This window comes from Pantoea anthophila (assembly GCF_006494375.1).
GTDB classification, from domain to species: Bacteria; Pseudomonadota; Gammaproteobacteria; order Enterobacterales; family Enterobacteriaceae; genus Pantoea; species Pantoea anthophila.
In genome coordinates, this window is the sequence record NZ_VHIZ01000017.1 from 189,152 (window position 1) to 208,818 (window position 19,667).

19 protein-coding genes are annotated in these 19,667 nt (G+C 56.9%); 5 read left to right on the plus strand and 14 right to left on the minus strand.

Annotation, left to right across the window (positions count from 1 at the left end):
* Positions 1-37: 37 nt before the first annotated feature.
* Positions 38-637, plus strand: a complete 600-nt coding sequence (yfbR, locus tag FJW00_RS02780) for a 5'-deoxynucleotidase (protein WP_058956884.1) — start codon at positions 38-40, stop codon at positions 635-637.
* A gap of 29 nt (positions 638-666) precedes the next feature.
* On the opposite strand, the gene FJW00_RS02785 is transcribed toward yfbR, so the two are convergent.
* The 3 genes from FJW00_RS02785 to yfbV form a co-directional block, all read right to left on the minus strand.
* A complete protein-coding gene (locus FJW00_RS02785; RefSeq protein WP_140923012.1) occupies positions 667-1,326 on the minus strand; it encodes a sugar phosphatase in 660 nt (219 codons plus the stop codon).
* Positions 1,327-1,339: 13 nt separating this feature from the next.
* Positions 1,340-1,834, minus strand: a complete 495-nt coding sequence (locus FJW00_RS02790; RefSeq protein ID WP_009089004.1) for a YfbU family protein — start codon at positions 1,832-1,834, stop codon at positions 1,340-1,342.
* Between the two features lie 145 nt (positions 1,835-1,979).
* Complete coding sequence (gene yfbV, locus FJW00_RS02795) at positions 1,980-2,432, minus strand: terminus macrodomain insulation protein YfbV (protein ID WP_009089002.1); 453 nt, start codon at positions 2,430-2,432, stop codon at positions 1,980-1,982.
* A gap of 335 nt (positions 2,433-2,767) precedes the next feature.
* Here yfbV and ackA point away from each other — a divergent pair, with 335 nt between their 5' ends.
* The gene (ackA, locus tag FJW00_RS02800) at positions 2,768-3,970 is read left to right on the plus strand and encodes an acetate kinase (RefSeq protein WP_046102274.1); all 1,203 of its coding nucleotides are present in this window, start codon (positions 2,768-2,770) and stop codon (positions 3,968-3,970) included.
* Positions 3,971-4,040: 70 nt separating this feature from the next.
* Positions 4,041-6,185: a phosphate acetyltransferase gene (gene pta / locus FJW00_RS02805; protein ID WP_009088998.1), complete on the plus strand. Its 2,145-nt coding sequence runs from the start codon at positions 4,041-4,043 to the stop codon at positions 6,183-6,185.
* A gap of 104 nt (positions 6,186-6,289) precedes the next feature.
* On the opposite strand, the gene yfcD is transcribed toward pta, so the two are convergent.
* Complete coding sequence (gene yfcD, locus FJW00_RS02810; protein WP_009088996.1) at positions 6,290-6,814, minus strand: NUDIX hydrolase YfcD; 525 nt, start codon at positions 6,812-6,814, stop codon at positions 6,290-6,292.
* 107 nt (positions 6,815-6,921) lie between these two features.
* Positions 6,922-7,563, minus strand: coding sequence for a glutathione transferase (gene yfcF, locus FJW00_RS02815; RefSeq protein WP_111207513.1), 642 nt, complete (start codon positions 7,561-7,563; stop codon positions 6,922-6,924).
* 182 nt (positions 7,564-7,745) lie between these two features.
* Here yfcF and FJW00_RS02820 point away from each other — a divergent pair, with 182 nt between their 5' ends.
* A complete protein-coding gene (locus FJW00_RS02820; RefSeq protein WP_140029078.1) occupies positions 7,746-8,642 on the plus strand; it encodes a TIGR01777 family oxidoreductase in 897 nt (298 codons plus the stop codon).
* A gap of 33 nt (positions 8,643-8,675) precedes the next feature.
* Here the strand turns inward: FJW00_RS02820 and FJW00_RS02825 are convergent, their stop codons facing one another.
* Genes FJW00_RS02825 through dalD form a run of 3 tightly spaced genes read right to left on the minus strand, consistent with a single transcriptional unit; the run spans position 8,676 to position 12,844 of the window.
* Positions 8,676-9,956: an MFS transporter gene (locus tag FJW00_RS02825; RefSeq protein WP_140923013.1), complete on the minus strand. Its 1,281-nt coding sequence runs from the start codon at positions 9,954-9,956 to the stop codon at positions 8,676-8,678.
* Between the two features lie 27 nt (positions 9,957-9,983).
* Positions 9,984-11,453 carry a xylulokinase gene (gene xylB / locus FJW00_RS02830; protein WP_140923014.1) on the minus strand — a complete coding sequence of 490 codons (1,470 nt, stop codon included), beginning with the start codon at positions 11,451-11,453 and terminating at the stop codon, positions 9,984-9,986.
* Between the two features lie 2 nt (positions 11,454-11,455).
* On the minus strand, positions 11,456-12,844 hold the full coding sequence (dalD, locus tag FJW00_RS02835) for a D-arabinitol 4-dehydrogenase (RefSeq protein ID WP_140923015.1): 1,389 nt from the start codon (positions 12,842-12,844) through the stop codon (positions 11,456-11,458).
* A gap of 194 nt (positions 12,845-13,038) precedes the next feature.
* Between dalD and FJW00_RS02840 the strand changes: the two genes are divergently transcribed.
* A complete protein-coding gene (locus FJW00_RS02840; RefSeq protein ID WP_140923016.1) occupies positions 13,039-13,986 on the plus strand; it encodes a sugar-binding transcriptional regulator in 948 nt (315 codons plus the stop codon).
* A gap of 80 nt (positions 13,987-14,066) precedes the next feature.
* Here FJW00_RS02840 and hisP read toward each other — a convergent pair whose 3' ends face one another.
* From hisP to purF, 6 genes are all read right to left on the minus strand, one after another.
* A complete protein-coding gene (gene hisP, locus FJW00_RS02845; protein ID WP_009088986.1) occupies positions 14,067-14,840 on the minus strand; it encodes a histidine ABC transporter ATP-binding protein HisP in 774 nt (257 codons plus the stop codon).
* A gap of 8 nt (positions 14,841-14,848) precedes the next feature.
* Positions 14,849-15,565, minus strand: coding sequence for an ABC transporter permease (locus tag FJW00_RS02850; RefSeq protein ID WP_009088985.1), 717 nt, complete (start codon positions 15,563-15,565; stop codon positions 14,849-14,851).
* Positions 15,558-16,247, minus strand: coding sequence for a histidine ABC transporter permease HisQ (locus tag FJW00_RS02855; RefSeq protein WP_009088984.1), 690 nt, complete (start codon positions 16,245-16,247; stop codon positions 15,558-15,560). The genes FJW00_RS02850 and FJW00_RS02855 overlap by 8 nt, the downstream gene beginning before the upstream one ends.
* Before the next feature lie 165 nt (positions 16,248-16,412).
* Positions 16,413-17,195: a lysine/arginine/ornithine ABC transporter substrate-binding protein ArgT gene (gene argT, locus FJW00_RS02860; protein ID WP_009088983.1), complete on the minus strand. Its 783-nt coding sequence runs from the start codon at positions 17,193-17,195 to the stop codon at positions 16,413-16,415.
* Positions 17,196-17,455: 260 nt separating this feature from the next.
* A complete protein-coding gene (locus FJW00_RS02865; RefSeq protein ID WP_009088982.1) occupies positions 17,456-18,025 on the minus strand; it encodes a UbiX family flavin prenyltransferase in 570 nt (189 codons plus the stop codon).
* A 113-nt stretch (positions 18,026-18,138) separates the two neighbouring features.
* On the minus strand, positions 18,139-19,656 hold the full coding sequence (gene purF, locus FJW00_RS02870; protein WP_009088981.1) for an amidophosphoribosyltransferase: 1,518 nt from the start codon (positions 19,654-19,656) through the stop codon (positions 18,139-18,141).
* Positions 19,657-19,667 lie beyond the last annotated feature (11 nt).

The window sequence follows — 19,667 nt, forward strand, 5'->3', positions numbered from 1 at the left end:
GAGCCTGTCTCTCCCCTGCCGGCTAACAGGAACGCGCATGACTCAAAGTCACTTCTTCGCCCATCTCTCCCGTCTCAAGCTGATCAATCGCTGGCCGCTGATGCGCAACGTGCGCACCGAAAACGTGTCTGAACACAGCCTGCAGGTTGCCATGGTGGCGCACGCCCTGGCCGTGATCAAAAACCTTAAGTTCAGCGGATCGCTGAATGCCGATCGCATCGCCATGCTGGCGCTCTATCACGATGCCAGCGAAGTGCTGACCGGCGACCTGCCCACACCGGTCAAGTATTACAACGCGCAGATCGCGCACGAATATAAAAAAATCGAGAAAATTGCGCAGCAGAAGCTGATTGAGATGCTGCCGGAAGAATTTCAGGCGATCTATCGCCCGTTAATCGATGAGCATCTGCACAGTGAAGAGGAGCAGGCCGTCGTCAAGCAGGCCGATGCGCTCTGCGCTTATGTTAAGTGTCTTGAGGAACTCTCTGCCGGGAACAATGAGTTTTTACTGGCGAAAGCGCGACTGGAGACAACGCTGGCGCAACGGCGTTCGCCTGAGATGGATTATTTCGTTGAGGTCTTTATTCCGAGCTTCAGCCTGTCGCTGGATGAAATCTCGCAGGATACGCCACTCTGAGCCCGGCGGCGTGACCGCCGGCCCCATCCTTACGCCTGCTGGCTGAAGGTAAAACTGCCGTCAGATTCCCGGGTCACGACCAGTGATGCCAGTGAGCTGAGGCGAAGCGCCACCTCATCCAGCCGGGGGGTGTCCGCCGGAGCATTGATGGCGATCACCGCGCAGCCTGCGTTCAGTCCGGATACGATGCCGGCGGGGGCATCCTCTGCCACCACACAGGCTGCGGCGTCTAAGCCCAGTTTCTCCGCCCCGAGCAGATAGGGATCGGGTTCTGGTTTACCTTTTGCCACCTGCTCCGCAGTAATAAACACCGCAGGTTTCGGCAAGCCTGCGGCTTTATGTCGGCCATGCGCAACCGGCACCGAACCGGAGGTGACAATGGCCCAGGGGATCTGCAGCGCGTTCAGCCTTTCCAGCAGCGCTCTGGCACCCGGCAGCGCCTGCACGCCATCGGTGTCCGCCGCTTCCGCCTGCTCCAGCGCCACAAACTCTGCCTGAATCGCCTCTTCCGGCTGGCCTGCCATAAAATGACGCAGAGAAGTAATGGCCTGTTTGCCATGAATAAAATCGAGGATCTCATCGGCAGCAATACCATGACGCGCACCCCACTGGCTCCAGGCGCGTTCTACGGCGGGCAGCGAATCGACCAGCGTGCCGTCCAAATCAAAAAGAAAACCTCTGTAGGTCACGCGCTTCTCCTCATCATGCATTAATAACCTGTGCAATCTCGTTGGCACTCAAATGGTACTGGCGCGGACAAGTCTGCCATAAAGCCAGCATGCGTTGATACTTTTCCCACATCGGGGTCTGCGCGTTAAAGCCGTGGGTGCCGGAATCGAAGTGGGTGTAGCGCCCTTCCGTGTTGACCATGAAGCGCACATATCCCAGCAGGCGGGCTTCTGTCGCGGCATCAAAACCGAGAAAAGCGAGACGGCGCTCATCCGTCTGACTTTTCTCTTTCAGGTTTGACCAGGAGACGTGCAGCGCGTGATGCATTTCCATAATGTCGATCACCGTCCGGCAGGTTGCTTCGCTGAGTTCGCCGAACTCTTTATCCAGCTCCCGCATCTGCAGTGCATAACCGCGTTCAATGATGGTCTGGTAACGGCGAAAACGTTCAGCATTTTCCGGCTCCAGCATCGCCATGATTTTGTACTGGTTGGTAAGAATTAAACGCTGTGCATGGGTCATTTCCATCATTCGCTCCCGGTCGGCGACCGCTCAGTTAATCGACAAGGAGGAAATGATTACATAGCGTTAGCGATACGGAAATCGCCGTATCACCTTTCTTTGATTTGGTTGCGGGTTAGCGGTAATTAAATCACCGCCCGCCTGAAGAGGGTCAGAGATCGTCGAGGAACGTGCGGTCAAGCTGTTTAAACGCGCGTTTCAGCAGGTCGGCCAGCGCCTGATAGGTCGGTTTGCCTTCTACCGGCGCGATAGCCTGTCCCGCCTCTTCCAGTCGGGCGCGGACTTCATGAAACCAGCTCAGCAGCGTCGGCGGCAGCGGCGTAACAGAACGCTTACCGAGCCACCATAACCCCTGCATCGGCAGGCTGCAGGCAAACAGCGCCGTCGCCACGGCCGGGCCAAGCTGGCCACCCATTGCGATCTGCCAGGTCAGGGTAAAAATCGCCAGGGGAGGCATAAAGCGAATGGCAAAACGCGTCACGGATGAAACACGGTTTTCCGGAAACACGGGGGCCAGGCGCTTATCAGCAGGCCAGGTCTTCATGTAGTGCTGACCGCGCTGAAACATCTGAAACCAATTGGTACTGCCAGATTCATTCGCCATGGCTCACCTCAACTAATCCTGCAAACATTAAAAAAAAGTTATAACCACACAACTTTACGTGACATCCTTCAATTTTTTTTGTCTTTAAAGATGACTCCAGCTATTCTGACGCCGTTTCAACACCTTTCCGGGCGCGGGATGCCGTTGGGAAGAGGCTTGAGCCATGTTTCGACAAGGCGATCTTCAAATTTTTGCGTAAGATTACCGAAATTTTTTGCGGAAATGCAGATTTCTGTCTACCGCATGATGTTTGTCATTAATCTACCAGCTTTCATGGGCTACGCTGTTAGTCTGATTGCGTTTTATTTAGCCACTCTCAAAAAATAGGTACTTCCATGTCGAGTAAGTTAGTTCTGGTTCTGAACTGTGGCAGCTCTTCCCTTAAGTTTGCCATCCTCAACCCTGCCAGCGGCGAAGAGTTCCTGTCGGGCCTGGCAGAATGTTTCCACCTTCCTGAAGCACGTATTAAATGGAAACTGGACGGCGAAAAACAGGAAGCGCCTCTCGGTGCCGGTGCAGCGCATAGCGAAGCGCTGAACTTCATCGTTAAATCCATTCTGGCACAAAAACCAGAGCTTTCGGCACAAATTGCTGCAATCGGTCATCGTATTGTTCATGGCGGCGAGAAGCTGACTCAGTCCGTTATCATCTCTGAAGAGGTGATTCAGGGCATCAAAGACGCCTCCTCCTTTGCCCCGCTGCATAACCCGGCTCATCTGATCGGGATTGATGAAGCGATGAAAAACTTCCCGCACCTGTCAGATAAGAATGTCGCCGTATTCGACACCGCTTTCCATCAGACAATGCCGGAAGAGTCTTACCTCTACGCACTGCCCTACAAATTGTATAAAGAGCACGGCGTGCGTCGCTACGGCGCGCATGGCACCAGCCACTTCTATGTGACACACGAAGCGGCCAGCATGCTCAATAAACCGCTTGAATCACTGAACATCATCACCTGCCATCTTGGTAACGGCGGTTCTGTCTCTGCCATCCGAAATGGCGAGTGCGTCGATACCTCCATGGGGCTGACCCCACTGGAAGGGCTGGTGATGGGCACCCGCAGTGGCGACATCGACCCGGCGATTGTTTTCTTCCTGCACGACACACTGGGCATGAGCGTTGACGCCATCAATAAACTGCTGACCAAAGAGTCTGGCCTGTTAGGTCTGACCGAAGTCACCAGCGACTGCCGCTACGTGGAAGATAACTACGCGACGAAAGAAGATGCGAAACGTGCGATGGATGTGTTCTGCCACCGCCTGGCGAAATATATCGGCAGCTACACGGCGCTGATGGACGGTCGTCTTGATGCCGTGGTCTTCACCGGCGGCATCGGTGAGAACGCGGCGATGGTGCGTGAACTTTCACTGAAAAAACTGGCGCTGCTGGGCTTTGAGGTTGATCATGATCGCAACCTTGCAGCGCGCTTCGGTAAATCTGGCTACATCAATAAAGAAGGCACCCGTCCGGCCCTGGTGATTCCGACCAACGAAGAGCTGGTCATCGCCCAGGACGCCGCGCGTCTGACTGCATAACCCCTTCTCTCCGTCAGCTCAGGCTGACGGAGTTGTTTTTGACACCCTGCCATTACTGAGAGGTTCAAACGTGTCACGTACAATTATGCTCATTCCGACCGGCACCAGCGTCGGCCTGACCAGCGTCAGCCTCGGCGTTATCCGCGCCATGGAGCGCAAAGGCGTCCGCCTCAGCGTCTTTAAGCCGATTGCGCAGCCGCGTGCCGGCGGCGATACCCCGGATCAAACCACCACTATCATTCGCAAGAACTCCTCGATTCCTGCGGCCGAACCGCTGCAGATGTCCCGTGTGGAATCACTGCTGGGATCGAACCAGCAGGATGTGCTGATGGAGGAGATCATCTCCCGCTATCACGCCAACACGCAGGATGCGGAAGTGGTGCTGGTTGAAGGTCTGGTGCCGACCCGTAAGCATCAGTTCGCCAACGCACTGAACTATGAAATTGCCAAAACGCTGAATGCCGAGATCGTCTTTGTGATGGCGCTGGGTAATGACTCACCGGCCCAGCTGAAAGAGCGCATTGAGCTGACCCAGAGCAGCTTCGGCGGTCAGAAGAATAAAAACATCACGGGCGTGATCATCAATAAACTGAACGCGCCGGTTGACGATCAGGGACGTACCCGCCCTGACCTGTCAGAGATCTTCGATGATTCGTCGAAAGCCAGCATCGCCAATATCGATCCTAAGCAGCTTTTCTCAGACAGCCCGCTGCCGGTTCTGGGCTGCGTGCCGTGGAGCTTTGATCTGATTGCGACCCGCGCGATCGACATGTGCCGCCACCTGGGTGCGCGCATCATCAACGAAGGTGAGATTCAGACCCGCCGGGTGAAATCGGTAACCTTCTGCGCCCGCAGTATCCCGCACATGCTGGAACATTTCCGTCCTGGCTCTCTGCTGGTCACCTCCGCAGACCGCCCGGATGTGCTGGTCGCCGCCTGTCTGGCCGCCATGAACGGCATCGAGATCGGCGCTATCCTGCTGACCGGAAACTACGAGATTGACGATCGCATCGCCCGTCTTTGCGATCGCGCCTTCCAGACCGGCCTGCCGGTATTTATGGTGAAAACCAACACCTGGCAGACCTCCCTGAGCCTGCAGAGCTTCAACCTTGAAGTCCCGGCTGACGACACCCAGCGCATTGAGAAAGTGCAGGAGTATGTTGCCAGCTACATCAACGCTGACTGGATTGAGTCGCTGACCGCCACGTCAGAACGCAGCCGTCGCCTGTCGCCACCGGCCTTCCGTTATCAGCTGACCGAGCTGGCGCGTAAAGCGGGCAAACGCGTCGTTCTGCCAGAGGGCGATGAGCCGCGCACCGTTAAAGCGGCCGCTATCTGTGCTGAACGCGGTATCGCCACCTGCGTGCTGTTAGGCAACCCGGATGAGATCCAGCGTGTTGCGGCGGCTCAGGGGGTTGAGCTGGGCAAAGGGGTTGAGATCGTTGACCCGGAACAGGTTCGTGAAAACTATGTGCCGCGCCTGGTTGAGCTGCGCAAGAACAAAGGTATGACCGAAGTTGTCGCGCAGGAGCAGCTGGAAGATAACGTGGTGCTGGGCACCATGATGCTGGAGAGCGGTGAAGTGGATGGTCTGGTATCCGGTGCGGTTCATACCACCGCCAACACCATTCGTCCGCCACTGCAGCTGATCAAAACCGCGCCGAACAGCTCACTGGTTTCATCGGTGTTCTTTATGCTGCTGCCTGAGCAGGTGCTGGTTTACGGTGACTGCGCGATTAACCCGGACCCTACCGCTGAGCAGCTGGCCGAAATCGCGATTCAGTCCGCCGATTCTGCCAAAGCCTTTGGTATCGACCCGCGTGTGGCGATGATCTCCTACTCCACCGGCACCTCCGGTGCAGGTAGCGACGTGGAAAAAGTGCGTGAAGCCACACGGATTGCGCAGGAAAAACGTCCTGACCTGGTGATCGATGGTCCGCTGCAGTATGACGCCGCCATCATGGAAGATGTGGCAAAATCAAAAGCGCCCAACTCACAGGTTGCGGGTCGCGCCACCGTGTTTATCTTCCCGGATCTCAACACCGGTAACACCACCTACAAAGCGGTTCAGCGTTCAGCCGATCTGATCTCGATCGGGCCGATGCTGCAGGGGATGCGTAAGCCGGTCAATGACCTGTCGCGCGGCGCGCTGGTCGACGACATCGTCTACACCATCGCACTGACCGCCATTCAGTCGCAGCAGGCTGAAGGCTAAGCGCCAGGTGAGAACAGAAAAGGCATGCCCCGGGGCATGCCTTTTTTTTAATCCGCAAACGTGCGATTCGGCGCTGCCCGTTGAGGCAAGGCGCCGGAACCGTCTCAGTCGCGGCTATCGCCGTTACGACTCATCCACAGCGACAGCGCTTTCAGCGAATCGTCAGTAAACTCATCGCAGCGGGCGGTGATCTCGTCGGGCGTCATCCAGAAAATCTCATCGACCTCGGACTCCTGCATCGCGAAAGGCCCGTGGGACACGCAACTGAACAGGCCACCCCAGACGCGGCAGTGCTGATCTTCAAAGTAGAATTTGCCATGCTCAGCAAAAGGCACGGCGGCAATGCCCAGTTCCTCTTCAGCTTCGCGACGCGCAGACTCCAGCATATCCTCACCGCTCTGCACCACGCCACCCGCCGTTGCGTCGAGTTTGCCCGGCATGAAATCTTTTGTTTCCGTGCGACGCTGAACCAGAATCTTGCCCATACCGTCATGAACCACGATATAGGTGGCGCGGTGACGCAGGCACTGAGCGCGCATCTGCGCACGTGTCGCCTGAGCAACGACTTCATTCTCTTCGCTTACAATATCGACCCACTCGATGCCGTCACCCGCAGTTTGATCCACCATCCGTAACCCTTTCCTGTTTGGCGTGCCCAGATGCACGCAGTTTGCCACTTGTTATTTTAATGTGGCGTAAGGTAATCACTTCCGTCAGCCTGAGCAAGCCCTGACAGTTATCGATTTTTACCACTTTCTGCTAACCACAGCTGGACTGAGGCTCGCTGCCATTGAAATTCAGCATAGTGCTGCAAACGTGTCGGTAAGGGATCGCCATGCAATACCAGCCGGTTGAGCATCACCGCCAGATCGGTATCCGCGATGGACCATTCGCCAAACAGGTTCTGCTGCCCTTCCGGCAGCAGGCGCTCAACGGCTGCAATCAGTTTAGTGACCGCCTGCTGTGCTGACGCCGTCAGTGGCGCAAAACGTTCACCGGCAAACAGCACTTCCGTCGGGCGCTCCTGGCGGATCCACATAAAGTCACTGCGCAGCCAGGCCTGAATCTCTCTGGCGCGGGCGCGCTTCTCGCGGTCATGGGGATAGAGCCGCTCAAATTCAGGCGCCGGAAAACGCTCTTCCAGATATTCGCTGATGGCGGAAGACTCGCTCAGCAGAAAGCTGTCAATCTGCAGCGTTGGCACACGGCAGGTCAGTGACAGCGCCCGATAGGCCTCCGCATATTGCTGATTCTGCGATAAATCGACGCGTTTCAGCTGAAAAGGCACCCCTTTTTCGGTAAGAGCAACATAGGCAGACATGGCATAAGGACTGAAAAATGATGAATCTGACCACAGGACAATGGGCGGATAATTCATCGGTTACCTCGATTGGCTGTCAGGGTTGCATCATGTTTACCGACTTTTTTTTGTGAAGGCAACGCTGAGCTGCTCCGACCTCTCACGCCGGAATAACAAAGCGCGACGCGACACACTTCAGAGTGGCTCCGCTCTTCTATGCTGAAAGGAGCAGATAACAAAAACACAAAGGGAGCCGCAACATGCACATTCTTATTACCGGTGGCACGGGACTGATTGGGCGTCATCTGATTCCACGGCTGCAACAGCTGGGGCATCAGATCAGTGTCGTGACGCGGGATATCGTCAGCGCACGCGAAAAACTGGGCGAGAGCGTGGCGCTCTGGTCAGGTCTGGCGCAGCAGACAAACCTCAATAACATTGATGCCGTGATTAACCTGGCGGGCGAACCCATTGCCGATAAACGCTGGACAGAACCGCATAAACAGCAGCTCTGCGAAAGCCGCTGGCAGATCACCGAGCAGATTGCCTCACTGATTAATGCCAGCGCAACACCACCCGCCGTCCTGATTTCCGGTTCGGCAACCGGCTTCTATGGCAATACCGGCGATCTGGTGCTGACTGAAGAGGATGAGGGCCATGATGAGTTTACCCATCAGCTCTGCGCCCGCTGGGAGCAGCTGGCGCTCAGCGCCGCGAGTGAACGTACCCGCGTCTGCCTGATACGCACCGGCGTGGTGCTGGCTCGTGAAGGCGGCGCACTCAGTAAAATGAAACTGCCGTTTAAGTTTGGCGCGGGCGGGCCGATCGGCAGTGGCAAACAGTATATGCCGTGGATCCATATCGATGACATGGTCAACGCGATTCTCTGGCTGCTGGATCATGAGGATCTGCACGGCCCGTTCAACATGGTGGCTCCTTACGCGGTGCGCAATGAGCAGTTTGCCGCCACGCTGGGGCGGGTGATGCATCGTCCGGCCTTTATGCGCACGCCTGCCAGCGCCATTAAGCTGATGATGGGGGAGTCGTCGGTGCTGGTGCTGGGCGGTCAGCATGTGCTGCCGAAGCGGCTGGAAGCCTCTGGATTCGGCTTCCGCTGGTACGATTTGCAGGAAGCCTTGCAGGATGTCGCAGGATAACCCTGCAGCGGCCCGGGGCCGCCGCAGGGGTAACTAGCTTCGCTGTCCGGCGACCCGCGACTGCATCGCCTTCTCTTCCCGCGTGTGCCCCGGTTGGGGCACGCGGATAATAAAGGTCAGCACGCCAGCGAACACATACAGCGCGGTGTAGGCCCATACCACTCCGACGATGTCGAAGAATGGCAGCATGACAGAGGCGATAGCCGGTGCCACAAAGTTACTGAGTCCCGCGGAGAGATTGTAAATTGAGACCGCTGCCCCTTTGTGATGCGGCTCCAGCGTCGGAAAGACGGCGGTCATCGGCACAAACGCGGCGACAAAGATCCCCAGCATGACCGCAGGAATTAATGCCACCCAGAAATTATGTCCTGCATACAGCGGCAGGTAATAGAAGGTCAGGCTGGAGATAGCCATTCCCAGGCAACCAAACCAGCGTACCTGACGGATCCAGCCCAGCTTCTCACCGGTGAGGCCCCAGAAGATATTCGTAAAGATGGTAACGAAGAAGAACACCGCCCAGATCTGCAGCCATTCAGAGATGGTAAAGCCGAGACGGTCGACAAACAGCAGTGGCATGATAATGGCGAAACCAAACAGCGACAGCGTGTTGATGATGCGAATCAGGCAGGCATAAAAGATATGCTGATTGGTGAACAGGATGGTCACGGCACGCGACATCTCTGTCATCTTGTCACGCATCGGCAGATTCACGCGGGAACGATCCACCGGCACGTTGCGCAGGCTGAACCAGGCAAGAATCCCGCCACAGGCTACCCAGATGATGGCCAGCCACAGCGTTCCGGTCTCCCCCAGCATCGGAATGGTCAGACTGGGCAGATAGCTGCCCACCACGCCAATGCCGATTGAATACATCGCCCAGAACCAGCCGGTCGCCGCCGCCAGTTTCTCGCGCGGTAAGACCTGCACCAGCATCATCATGAAAGAGTAGATAAACAGCGGATAAGCCAGCCCGCGAATGCCGTAAAACAGCACCATGAGGGGATAGTTATGCAGCCCAAGCCCAAGCGACATAAACAGGGCATGCATGACGATCCACAGCACAAAGCCAATCATCATCGCGCGCTGCGGCGTGATCAGCTCGGCGACCACACCCGAAGCCCAGGCTGCCAGCGCGGCTGCCAGACCATAGAAGGTGAACACGACGGCAGACTGCGCGGGCGAAAAGCCCATGTCGGTAATATGGCGCGACAGAAACGCCATTTCAAAGCCATCACCCGCCATAAAGATGGCGATAGCGAGAAAGCCCCAGAACATCTTTTTCGGTAAGCCAAACCAGTATTCGTTCGATTGCATCACAATCACCTTCTGTTTGGTTAGTCGTCAGGCAGGCAGCAGGTTACGCACCTGTTGCTGCTGGATGTAGAGTTCCCGGAACAGACGCAGCCGCTGTTGCAGCACGGCTGCACGAGCGTCGTCCGGTTGATAGCGCGCCTGGACTGGCGGCTTCAGACACACCTCATGCTCAGCACCGCCATCAGCCAGCCACGCCAGACGTGCCGCCCCCAGCGCGCCAGAGGCGCTGGCCGGGTGAGTAACAACCGGCAGTTGCAGCACATCAGCAATCAATTGCGCCCACAGCGTGCTGCGCGCGCCTCCACCGGTGAGGCTGTATTGCTGAATGGGGTGCCGGGCCTCGCCGAGCGCCTCTGCCCCATCAGCCAGTCCGAATGCCACGCCTTCAATCAGCGCATAGCCCAGCAGGGCGCGCGGCGTTTCATGGCGCAGATTGAAGAAAGAACCGGAGGCGTCAGGATCGTTGTGAGGGGTGCGCTCCCCGGAGAGATAGGGCAGAAAAATCGGGGCACTGCGCAGCTGTTCATCACTGAGCTGAGCCATCTCCTCCATCAGCTGGCTTTCACTCACTGACAGCAGATTGCACAGCCAGCGCAGACAACTGGCGGCGCTGAGCATCACACTCATCTGATGCCAGCGGCCCGGCAGCGCATGGCAAAAGGCGTGCACCCCGGATTGCGGGTCCGCCTGCAAGCGGTCATTGACGACAAAAATCACCCCGGACGTCCCCAGTGAGATAAAAGCATCCCCGGCGTTCACCGCGCCGACCCCGACGGCCGACGCGGCATTGTCCCCGCCGCCGCCTGCCACCGTGACTGAGGTGGATAAGCCCCACTCGCTCGCCAGTGTCGCCTGCAGATGTCCGCTTACTGCACTGCCTTCCACCAGTTCAGGCATGGCGGCACGCGTCAGTCCGGTGATGGCCAGCAGTTCGTCCGACCAGTCACGCCGGGATACATCGAGCCACAGCGTTCCGGCAGCATCCGAAGGCTCAGTGACAAAGCGTCCGGTCAGACACCAGCGCAGGTAATCTTTCGGCAGCAACACCTTATCGATACGGCTGAAGATCTCTGGCTCATGTTCCGCAACCCAGCAGAGCTTTGGTGCAGTGAAGCCAGGCATAATCATATTGCCGCTGATCGCTATCATCCGGGGATGCTGCTTCGCCAGCCTTTCACACTGTGGTGCGCTGCGCGTGTCGTTCCACAGAATACATGGACGCAGCACCCTGCCTCCGGCATCCAGCAGCACGGCCCCGTGCATCTGACCGGACAATCCTATCGCGCGAATCTCAGCCCAGGCCTGCGGAGACTGATGACGCAATCCCGCCAGAACCTCACAGCAGGCTTGCCACCAGCGTTCAGGCTCCTGTTCTGCCCAGTGAGGATGCGGACGCTGCACGCTGAGCGTGGCGTGCTGAGACGCCACAATCTCACCCTGCGTGTTCACGATCAGCGCTTTAAGCTCGGAGGTACCGATATCAATACCGAGATACATGATTACACCGCCGCCAGTTCAGGCTGCTTCAGCCACTGCTGCAGATTCGCCACCTGGCGCGTCACCAACTCATGAAACGCCCTGTCGGACGCCAGTTCCGCAAACAGCGCGCGATCGCTCAGGAACGCACGGAGCGGATCGGCGCTGGCGAACTGTTTACGCAGCGTTTCGGCCTGAAGCGCGCCATCCTGATAGGGATAGGGTAAGTCGTCACTGGCCCAGCGCTGCATAAACAGGAAGAAGAGTGCCGGGATCACCGCCGTTGCAGTCGGCTGCACGCCGCGCTGGTAACACGCCTGCAGGGTTGGCGTCACCATGCCGGGAATTTTGGACAAGCCATCGGCACCGACGCGCTGATTGGTGTCCTGAATATAGGGATTACTGAAGCGGGCCAGCACCACATCGCGATAATCCGCCAGATCGAGCGGGCTGGGTGAAAGTGAGGGAATGACATCCTGGGTCACGTAGTCGTGCGCCAGTTGATAGATGGCCGGATGACGGGTGCTCTCATCAATATAGTTCAGCCCAATCAGCGTGCCCGCCCAGGCAATCGCGGCATGGGTCGCATTAAGGATGCGAATTTTCGCCTCTTCCCACGGCAGCACCGATTCCACCAGCTCAACGCCCACCTTTTCCAGTGCCGGGCGTCCGGCAATAAAATCATCCTCAATGACCCACTGAATAAAAGATTCGGCCATCACTGCGGCACCCTCCTCTCTGCCGGTCGCCGCCTGCACGCGTTCGGCCACCTGCGGGGTGGGTCGCGGGGTGATGCGATCGACCATGGTATTCGGTGAGCGGGTCTGTGTACGCACCCAGTCGGCCAGCGCGGTATCGCCTTTGGCCGTCAGAAACGCCAGGAAGGCGTCACGAAAGCGCTCGCCATTGTGGCGCAGATTGTCGCAGTTCAGCAGCGTGACCGGTGCCCCGCCCACGGCAACCCGCTGTGTCAGAATGCGGCTGAGTGCGCCGTAGAGGGTGCGGATATCGCCACCCAGATCGGCCTTCACGTCCGCCTGACTGAGATCCAGCGTAAACGCTGGCGTCAGGTAGTAACCTGCTTCTGTCACGGTGAAGCTAATCACACGTGTTTCCGCACGGGCGCCCTGCTCAATCAGCGCGCTGATGTCGCTATCCCAGGGCAAAATTTTGCGCAGCGACGTGATGGTCTCATAGTCGCGCTCACCTTCGGGCGTTACGGTTTCCAGCACATATTCGCCCTGCTGCCGCGCGAGCTGATCAAGCAGCGGCGCGGCATCCTGGCGGATATTGCCCAGCGCGATGCCCCAGCTTTCGTCGCCCTGCTTACGCAGCTGATGCAGATACCACGCCTGATGTGCCCGATGAAAAGATCCTGCGCCGATATGCATCCAAACGGATTGATTGCTCATAATCGCCTCAATTAAACATTTGCCACAGTGAGGGGCATTTGCCCGATAGCCGTTAGCATAGTGTTCATTACGCGGATCCTTCTGCGAGCTCTGTCACAAATAATATTTTTGCTCTCTTGTTGGGCTTTTGCCCGGTTAGCGCTTTTTGCCCGGCTCGCGTTAAGATGTCTCTCTGAATTCGACGGAACAGCGTGATGAGCAGAGAAGAGAAAAAGCAGGAGCTGGCCGCGCGTGCCGCATGGATGTATTACGTTGCGGGCGTGACACAGCAGGAGATTGCGCAGGCACTGGGATTGTCGCGCCAGGTGGCGCAGCGTCTGGTATCCAGTGCTCGTGAAATGGGCATGGTGAGCGTAAAAATCGATCATCCCGTCACGCACTGTCTGCAGCTGGCGCGTGAGGTCCAGGAGAAGTTTGGCCTGGAACTCTGTCGCGTCGTGCCCTCGGCCAGTCTGAACGAGGATGCCATTCAGCAAATGCTGGCCGTTGAAGGGGCGACGGTAATGGCACAGTTCATCAGTGAGGAAGCGCCACAGGTCTTTGGCATTGGTTCCGGTAAAACCTTACGCTCGATTATCGACGCGTTGCCCTGGGTGGATCGCCCGCAGCATCATTGCGTTTCGATGATTGGCGCCATCGCGCGGGATGATTCCGGGACACGCTATGATGTCCCGCTGAAGATGGCCGAAAAGATGCAGGGTAAGTATTTCTTTATTCCGGCCCCCCTCTACGCCGACACGCCTGAAGATAAAGCGATGTGGGTGCAGCATAAGGTCTACCAGCGCGTCACCGAACGCGCCTTACGGGCAGACGTAGCCTTTGTCGGGATTGGCGAGGTAATGCCAGGCTGTCCGCTGAACGCCGAGGGATTTATTACCGATGCGCAGGTTGAGGCGCTGAATGCGCGTGGCGTCGCAGGCGAGATGCTCGGTCACTTTTTCAATCAGGAGGGTGAACGCGTGTGGGGGGAAACGGATGAACTCCTGACCAGCGTGCATCTGGAAAGCCAGACACAGCGCAAAATCATTGGCTTTGCCGGTAGCGAACGCAAGTATCCGGCGATCCGGGCCGCCTTACAGGGCGGCTGGGTATCGGGTCTGGTGACCGACGAGGACACGGCGCTGAAGTTACTGCAGACGTGACGCAGCGGGCAGGCAGCGTACCGGCGCAGGGCACGTCACGCCGATGCCCTGCTTCCCGCACCTGTCCGCCCCGCTATCCGTTACTTCAGCGATCCCTTGAGGAACTGCTGCAGTCGCGGGCTTTTCGGGTTACCGAACAGCTCCGCAGGCGCTCCCTGCTCTTCGATTTTGCCCTGATGCAGGAATATGACGTGGCTGGAAACGTGGCGGGCGAACTCCATCTCATGGGTAACAACGACCATGGTTTTGCCCTCCTCAGCCAGCTTCTGCATGATGCGCAGCACTTCGCCTACCAGCTCCGGATCGAGCGCCGAGGTCGGCTCATCAAACAGTAATACTTCCGGCTCCATGGCCAGCGCACGCGCAATCGAGACACGCTGCTGCTGACCACCCGAGAGATGAACCGGATACTTCGCCTGTGCCCGTGCGTCAATGCCCACTTTATCGAGATAGCGGATCGCCCGTTCACGCGCTTCCGCCTTGCTCAGTCCCAGCACCTGAATCGGCGCTTCCATCACGTTTTCCAGCACCGTCATGTGGCTCCAGAGATTGAAGTGCTGGAACACCATGGTCAGGCTGGTGCGCAATGCGCGCAGCTGCTCTTTATCAGCCACTTTCAGCTGACCATCTTTGTCACGGACTAAGTTGATCTGCTGGTTGTTGACGACGATGCTGCCTTCACTCGGTTTTTCGAGAAAGTTGATGCAGCGTAAAAAGGTACTTTTCCCTGAACCGGACGATCCTATGATACTGATCACATCGCCCGCTTTAGCAGTTAACGAGACCCCTTTCAGCACTTCATGTTCACCGTAACGTTTATGCAATTCGGTGACGCTTAATTTATTGTCAGCCATAGTTCTACTCAATGCGATGAAGAGGGTTTCACGTGGGCCAGCCAGCGGCGTTCCGCCAGGCGGAACAGGCTGATCAACACGTAAGAGATAATCAGGTATAACACCGCCGCCAGGCCGAAAGCGGTGAACGGCTGATAGGTCGCGGAGTTAATATCCCGCGCGATTTTCAGCAGATCCGGCACCGTCGCGGTGAAGGCCAGCGCCGTTGAGTGCAGCATCAGAATCACTTCGTTACTGTAGGCTGGCAGCGCCGTACGCAGCGCCGACGGCAGAATGATGCAGCGATAGAGTTTAAAGGTCGAGAAGCCATATGCCCGCGCCGCCTCAATCTCCCCGTGCGGCACCGAACGAATGGCCCCGGCAAAGATCTCCGTGGTGTAGGCGCAGGTGTTAAGCGTAAAGGCGAGTAATGTACAGTTCAGGCCACTGCGGAAAAAGGCATTCAGCAGCTCCGTGCCTTTCACAATCTCCAGCGTGTACATCCCGGAGTAAAACACCAGCAGCTGCACATAGAGCGGCGTGCCACGAAAGACGTAGGTAAAGAGCCAGACCGGAAAACTGATAAAGCGATTAGGGGAAACCCGCGCAATCGCCAGCAGAATTGCCAGGCATCCGCCAATGGCGACCGAGAGGATCAGCAGCCAGAGCGTGATTGCCACGCCGGTAAAGCGATAACCGTCTGTCCAGAGCAGCGATTTCCAGTATTCCTGAATAATATCAATCATAAGTCGCCCTCTTCACGCCTACCGTATAGCGCCGGTTCAGCCACCACAGCACGCCATTCGACAGCGTGGTGAACAGCAGGTAAATCACGCCCGCCACGATGGCGAAATAGAACGGCTGCCAGGTGCTTTTTCCGGCCAGCTGCGTCGCCTTGACGACATCTTCCAGTCCGAGCAGCGAGACCAGCGCGGTGGCTTTCAGGATCACCTGCCAGTTGTTACCGATGCCGGGCAGCGCATAGCGCATCATGGCCGGGAACAGAATGCGGCGAAACACCTGCGCGCCGGTAAAACCAAACGCGGTGGCCGCTTCAATCTGCCCCTTCGGCACCGCCATAAAGGCACCCCGGAACGTTTCAGTAAAGTAGGCACCATAGATAAAGCCGAGCGTGATGATACCGGCGACCATCGGGTCGATATCAAACTGCGCCATGCCCAGCGCATCGGTGATCTGGTTGAGGACAATCTGCAGACCGTAGAAGATCAGCAGCATTAATACGAGGTCGGGCACGCCACGGATCAGCGTGGTGTAGCCTTCAAAAATCATCGCCAGAGGCCGGCTGCGCGACAGTTTCGCGCCTGCGCCGATCAGCCCCAGCAGCACTGCCAGCACCACGGAAGTGAGCGCCAGTTCCAGCGTCACCAGTGTGCCCCTGAGAATTACATCAGAATAGCCATACAGCATCGAAAGGGTCCTGTCGTGGAGTGAAAACAAAACGCTGCCCGCCAGACATCGACGGGCAGTTTAGCTTTATCACTCTGGCGTCTCTGCCATCCGCCCGGGGCGCAGCGGCGTTAAGCCGTCCGTTCCGGCGGGCTTCAGCAGCCAGAGGATAAAGCGACAGGATGGTTAGTCGCCGTACACATTGAAATCGAAGTATTTCTTCGCAATCTTGTCGTAGGTGCCATCTTTACGCATATCAGTAAAGGCTTTGTCGATAGCGGCCTTCAGCTCGCTGTCATCTTTACGCAGCCCCATGCCTGTTCCGACACCAAAGATCTTGTCATCTTTTACCGCCGGACCGGCAAACGCGTAGTTCTTGCCCACCGGCTGCTTCAGGAAGCCTTCGCTGGCCTGAACTTCATCCTGGAAAGCGGCATCAATACGCCCTGCATTCAGATCCTGATAGACCAGATCCTGGTTCGCATAAGGCGTAATCGTCACCCCTTTTGGCCGCCAGTTCTCATTGGCATAGGTTTCCTGCGTGGTGCCCTGCAGCAGACCGATGTTTTTGCCTTTCAGCGATTCAATCGTCGGCTCGATTTTTGATCCCTTCGGTGCCACTAAACGTGCGTTGGCGGCGTAGAGTTTTTCTGAGAAGGCGATCTCTTCCTGACGTTTTGCTGTGATGGAGAGTGAGGAGATGATGGCATCAATTTTCTTCGCTTTCAGTGAAGGGATCAGCGCATCGAAATCACTTTCGACATAGGTACATTGGGTATGGATACGTTTGCAGATTTCGTTAGCGAGGTCGATATCGAAGCCCACTAACTTGCCTTGCGCGTTTTTCGACTCAAACGGTGGGTAAGTTGGATCTGTACCGATGCGGATTGACCCCGGAACCGCCGCAAAGACGCTGGCAGCACTGGATAAGCCCAGCATCAGGGAAAGAGCCAGAACACGCTTTTTCATAGATTACCCTCAAGTGAAGTGCTTTTTGTTATGTGGTTCGTGATGTGAATGCGCTAATTAATCTGCATGTTTCATGCCAGATCTGCAAGTTATCCACACAGTTAGCGTGACGCCAGTGCGGTGAAAACCGCCTGTTTATAGGGGGGAATATAGCAGTGAAGTAAAAGAGAAAAAGCGATGATGTTAACTTTTGGTGCGTCAGATGCACGAAGAGTGATCCGGGGCGCGCTTATGCACTAATTAAGTGCGCCCGCGGAACTTTATGCACCCTGCCAGCGCATAAACAGATCTTCCGGCAGGTCGATATCAAACTGATCGATAACGCGATTAACGGTCTGGTCGATGATCTGCCCGATGGTATCAGGACGGTGATAGAACGCCGGAACAGGCGGCATAATGATGGCCCCCAGTTCGGCCGCCGTGGTCATCATGCGCAGATGACCGACATGCAGCGGGGTCTCGCGCACGCACAACACCAGTTTACGCTGCTCTTTTAACACCACGTCCGCTGCCCGGGTCAGCAGGGAGTCACTGTAGCTGTGAACGATGCCTGACAGGGTTTTCATCGAGCAGGGTAAAATCGCCATGCCCAGCGTTTTAAACGACCCGGAGGAGATATTCGCGGCAATATCGCGCACGTCGTGCACCACATCGGCCAGCGCCTGTACGTCGCGAACCGAGTAGTCGCTCTCCAGTCCCAGCGTCTGTCGCGCCGCCTGACTCATGACCAGATGCGTTTCCACCTCTTCCACCTGCTGCAACACCTGCAGCATGCGCACGCCGTAGATCACCCCGCTTGCGCCAGAGATGCCAATGATGAGTCGTTTCATAGTCCAACCTTGTCTCCGCTAATGCATCATCATAACGCGGCCGGACGATTTCTGAAAACAAACAGGGCGGGATTGCTCCCGCCCTGTTCTGTGCTGTCCGCCTTCAGGGGATATCAGCCTTCGTTGTGCAGCTCGAGATTCTCGACCTCGTTCTGGCGCTGAAGCGCTTTCGCGTCATCATTACGCAGCGACTCAAGATACTCCAGATACTGCTGATCGACATCTTTGGTCACGTAGACGCCGTTGAAAACCGAACATTCAAACTGGGTAATATCCGGATTCTCTTCACGCACCGCTTCGATCAGATCGTTGAGATCCTGGAAAATCAGCGCATCCGCTTTGATCAGCTGACGGATCTCTTCCACTTCGCGGCCATGGGCAATCAGCTCCGTGGCGCTCGGCATATCGATGCCGTAGACGTTCGGGAAGCGAATTTCCGGGGCCGCTGACGCCAGGTAAACCCGTTTTGCGCCCGCTTCACGCGCCATCTCAATGATCTGCTCGGAAGTGGTGCCACGCACGATGGAGTCATCCACCAGCAGCACGTTTTTATCACGGAATTCCGCGCGGTTCGCGTTGAGCTTACGACGCACTGCGCTGCGACGTAACTGCTGGCCCGGCATGATAAAGGTGCGGCCGACGTAGCGGTTCTTCACGAAGCCCTGGCGATAGGGTTTATCGAGAATACGCGCAATCTCCAGCGCGATATCGGTTGAGGTTTCCGGGATTGGAATCACCACGTCGATATCGAGATCTTCCCACTCGCGGGCAATTTTTTCGCCCAGCTTGGTGCCCATACGGACACGGGCGCTGTAGACCGAAATCTTGTCGAGGAACGAGTCGGGACGTGCAAAATAGACATACTCGAACAGGCACGGATTGCTTTTCGGGTTTTCAGCACACTGACGGGTCGACAGCTGGCCCTCTTCAGTGACATAAACCGCTTCACCCGGCGCCACGTCACGGATGAACTCAAAGCCCAGCGTATCAAGCGCCACGCTCTCTGAGGCAACCATATATTCGGTACGGCCATCAGCGATGACGCGCTTGCCGAGGACCAGCGGACGAATGCCGTTAGGATCGCGGAAGGCGACCATGCCGTGTCCGATAATCATCGCCACGACGGCGTAAGCACCGCGCACCTGCTGATGCAGGGCTGCAACCGCAGAAAAAATGTTGTCAGCTTCCAGCGGATCGTTCTGGAAGCGATCCAGTTCCTGCGCAAAGATATTCAGCAGGATTTCGGAATCTGACGTGGTGTTAACGTGACGGCGACCCTTTTCGAACAGGTGCTTACGCAGTTCATGGGCGTTAGTCAGATTACCGTTGTGCGCCAGAGTGATGCCATAGGGCGAGTTGACGTAGAAAGGCTGCGCTTCAGAGGCACTGGAGCTTCCCGCCGTAGGATAACGCGCGTGACCAATGCCCATGTTGCCCTGCAGACGCTGCATGTGACGTGCTTCGAAAACGTCGCTGACCAGGCCGTTTGCCTTTCGCAGGCGAAAACATTTCAGCGCATCGATAGTACAAATGCCTGCGGCATCCTGCCCGCGGTGCTGGAGCACCGTTAACGCGTCATAGATCGACTGGTTGACCGGCATGAAACCGGTGATACCGACAATACCGCACATGTTGTCATTTC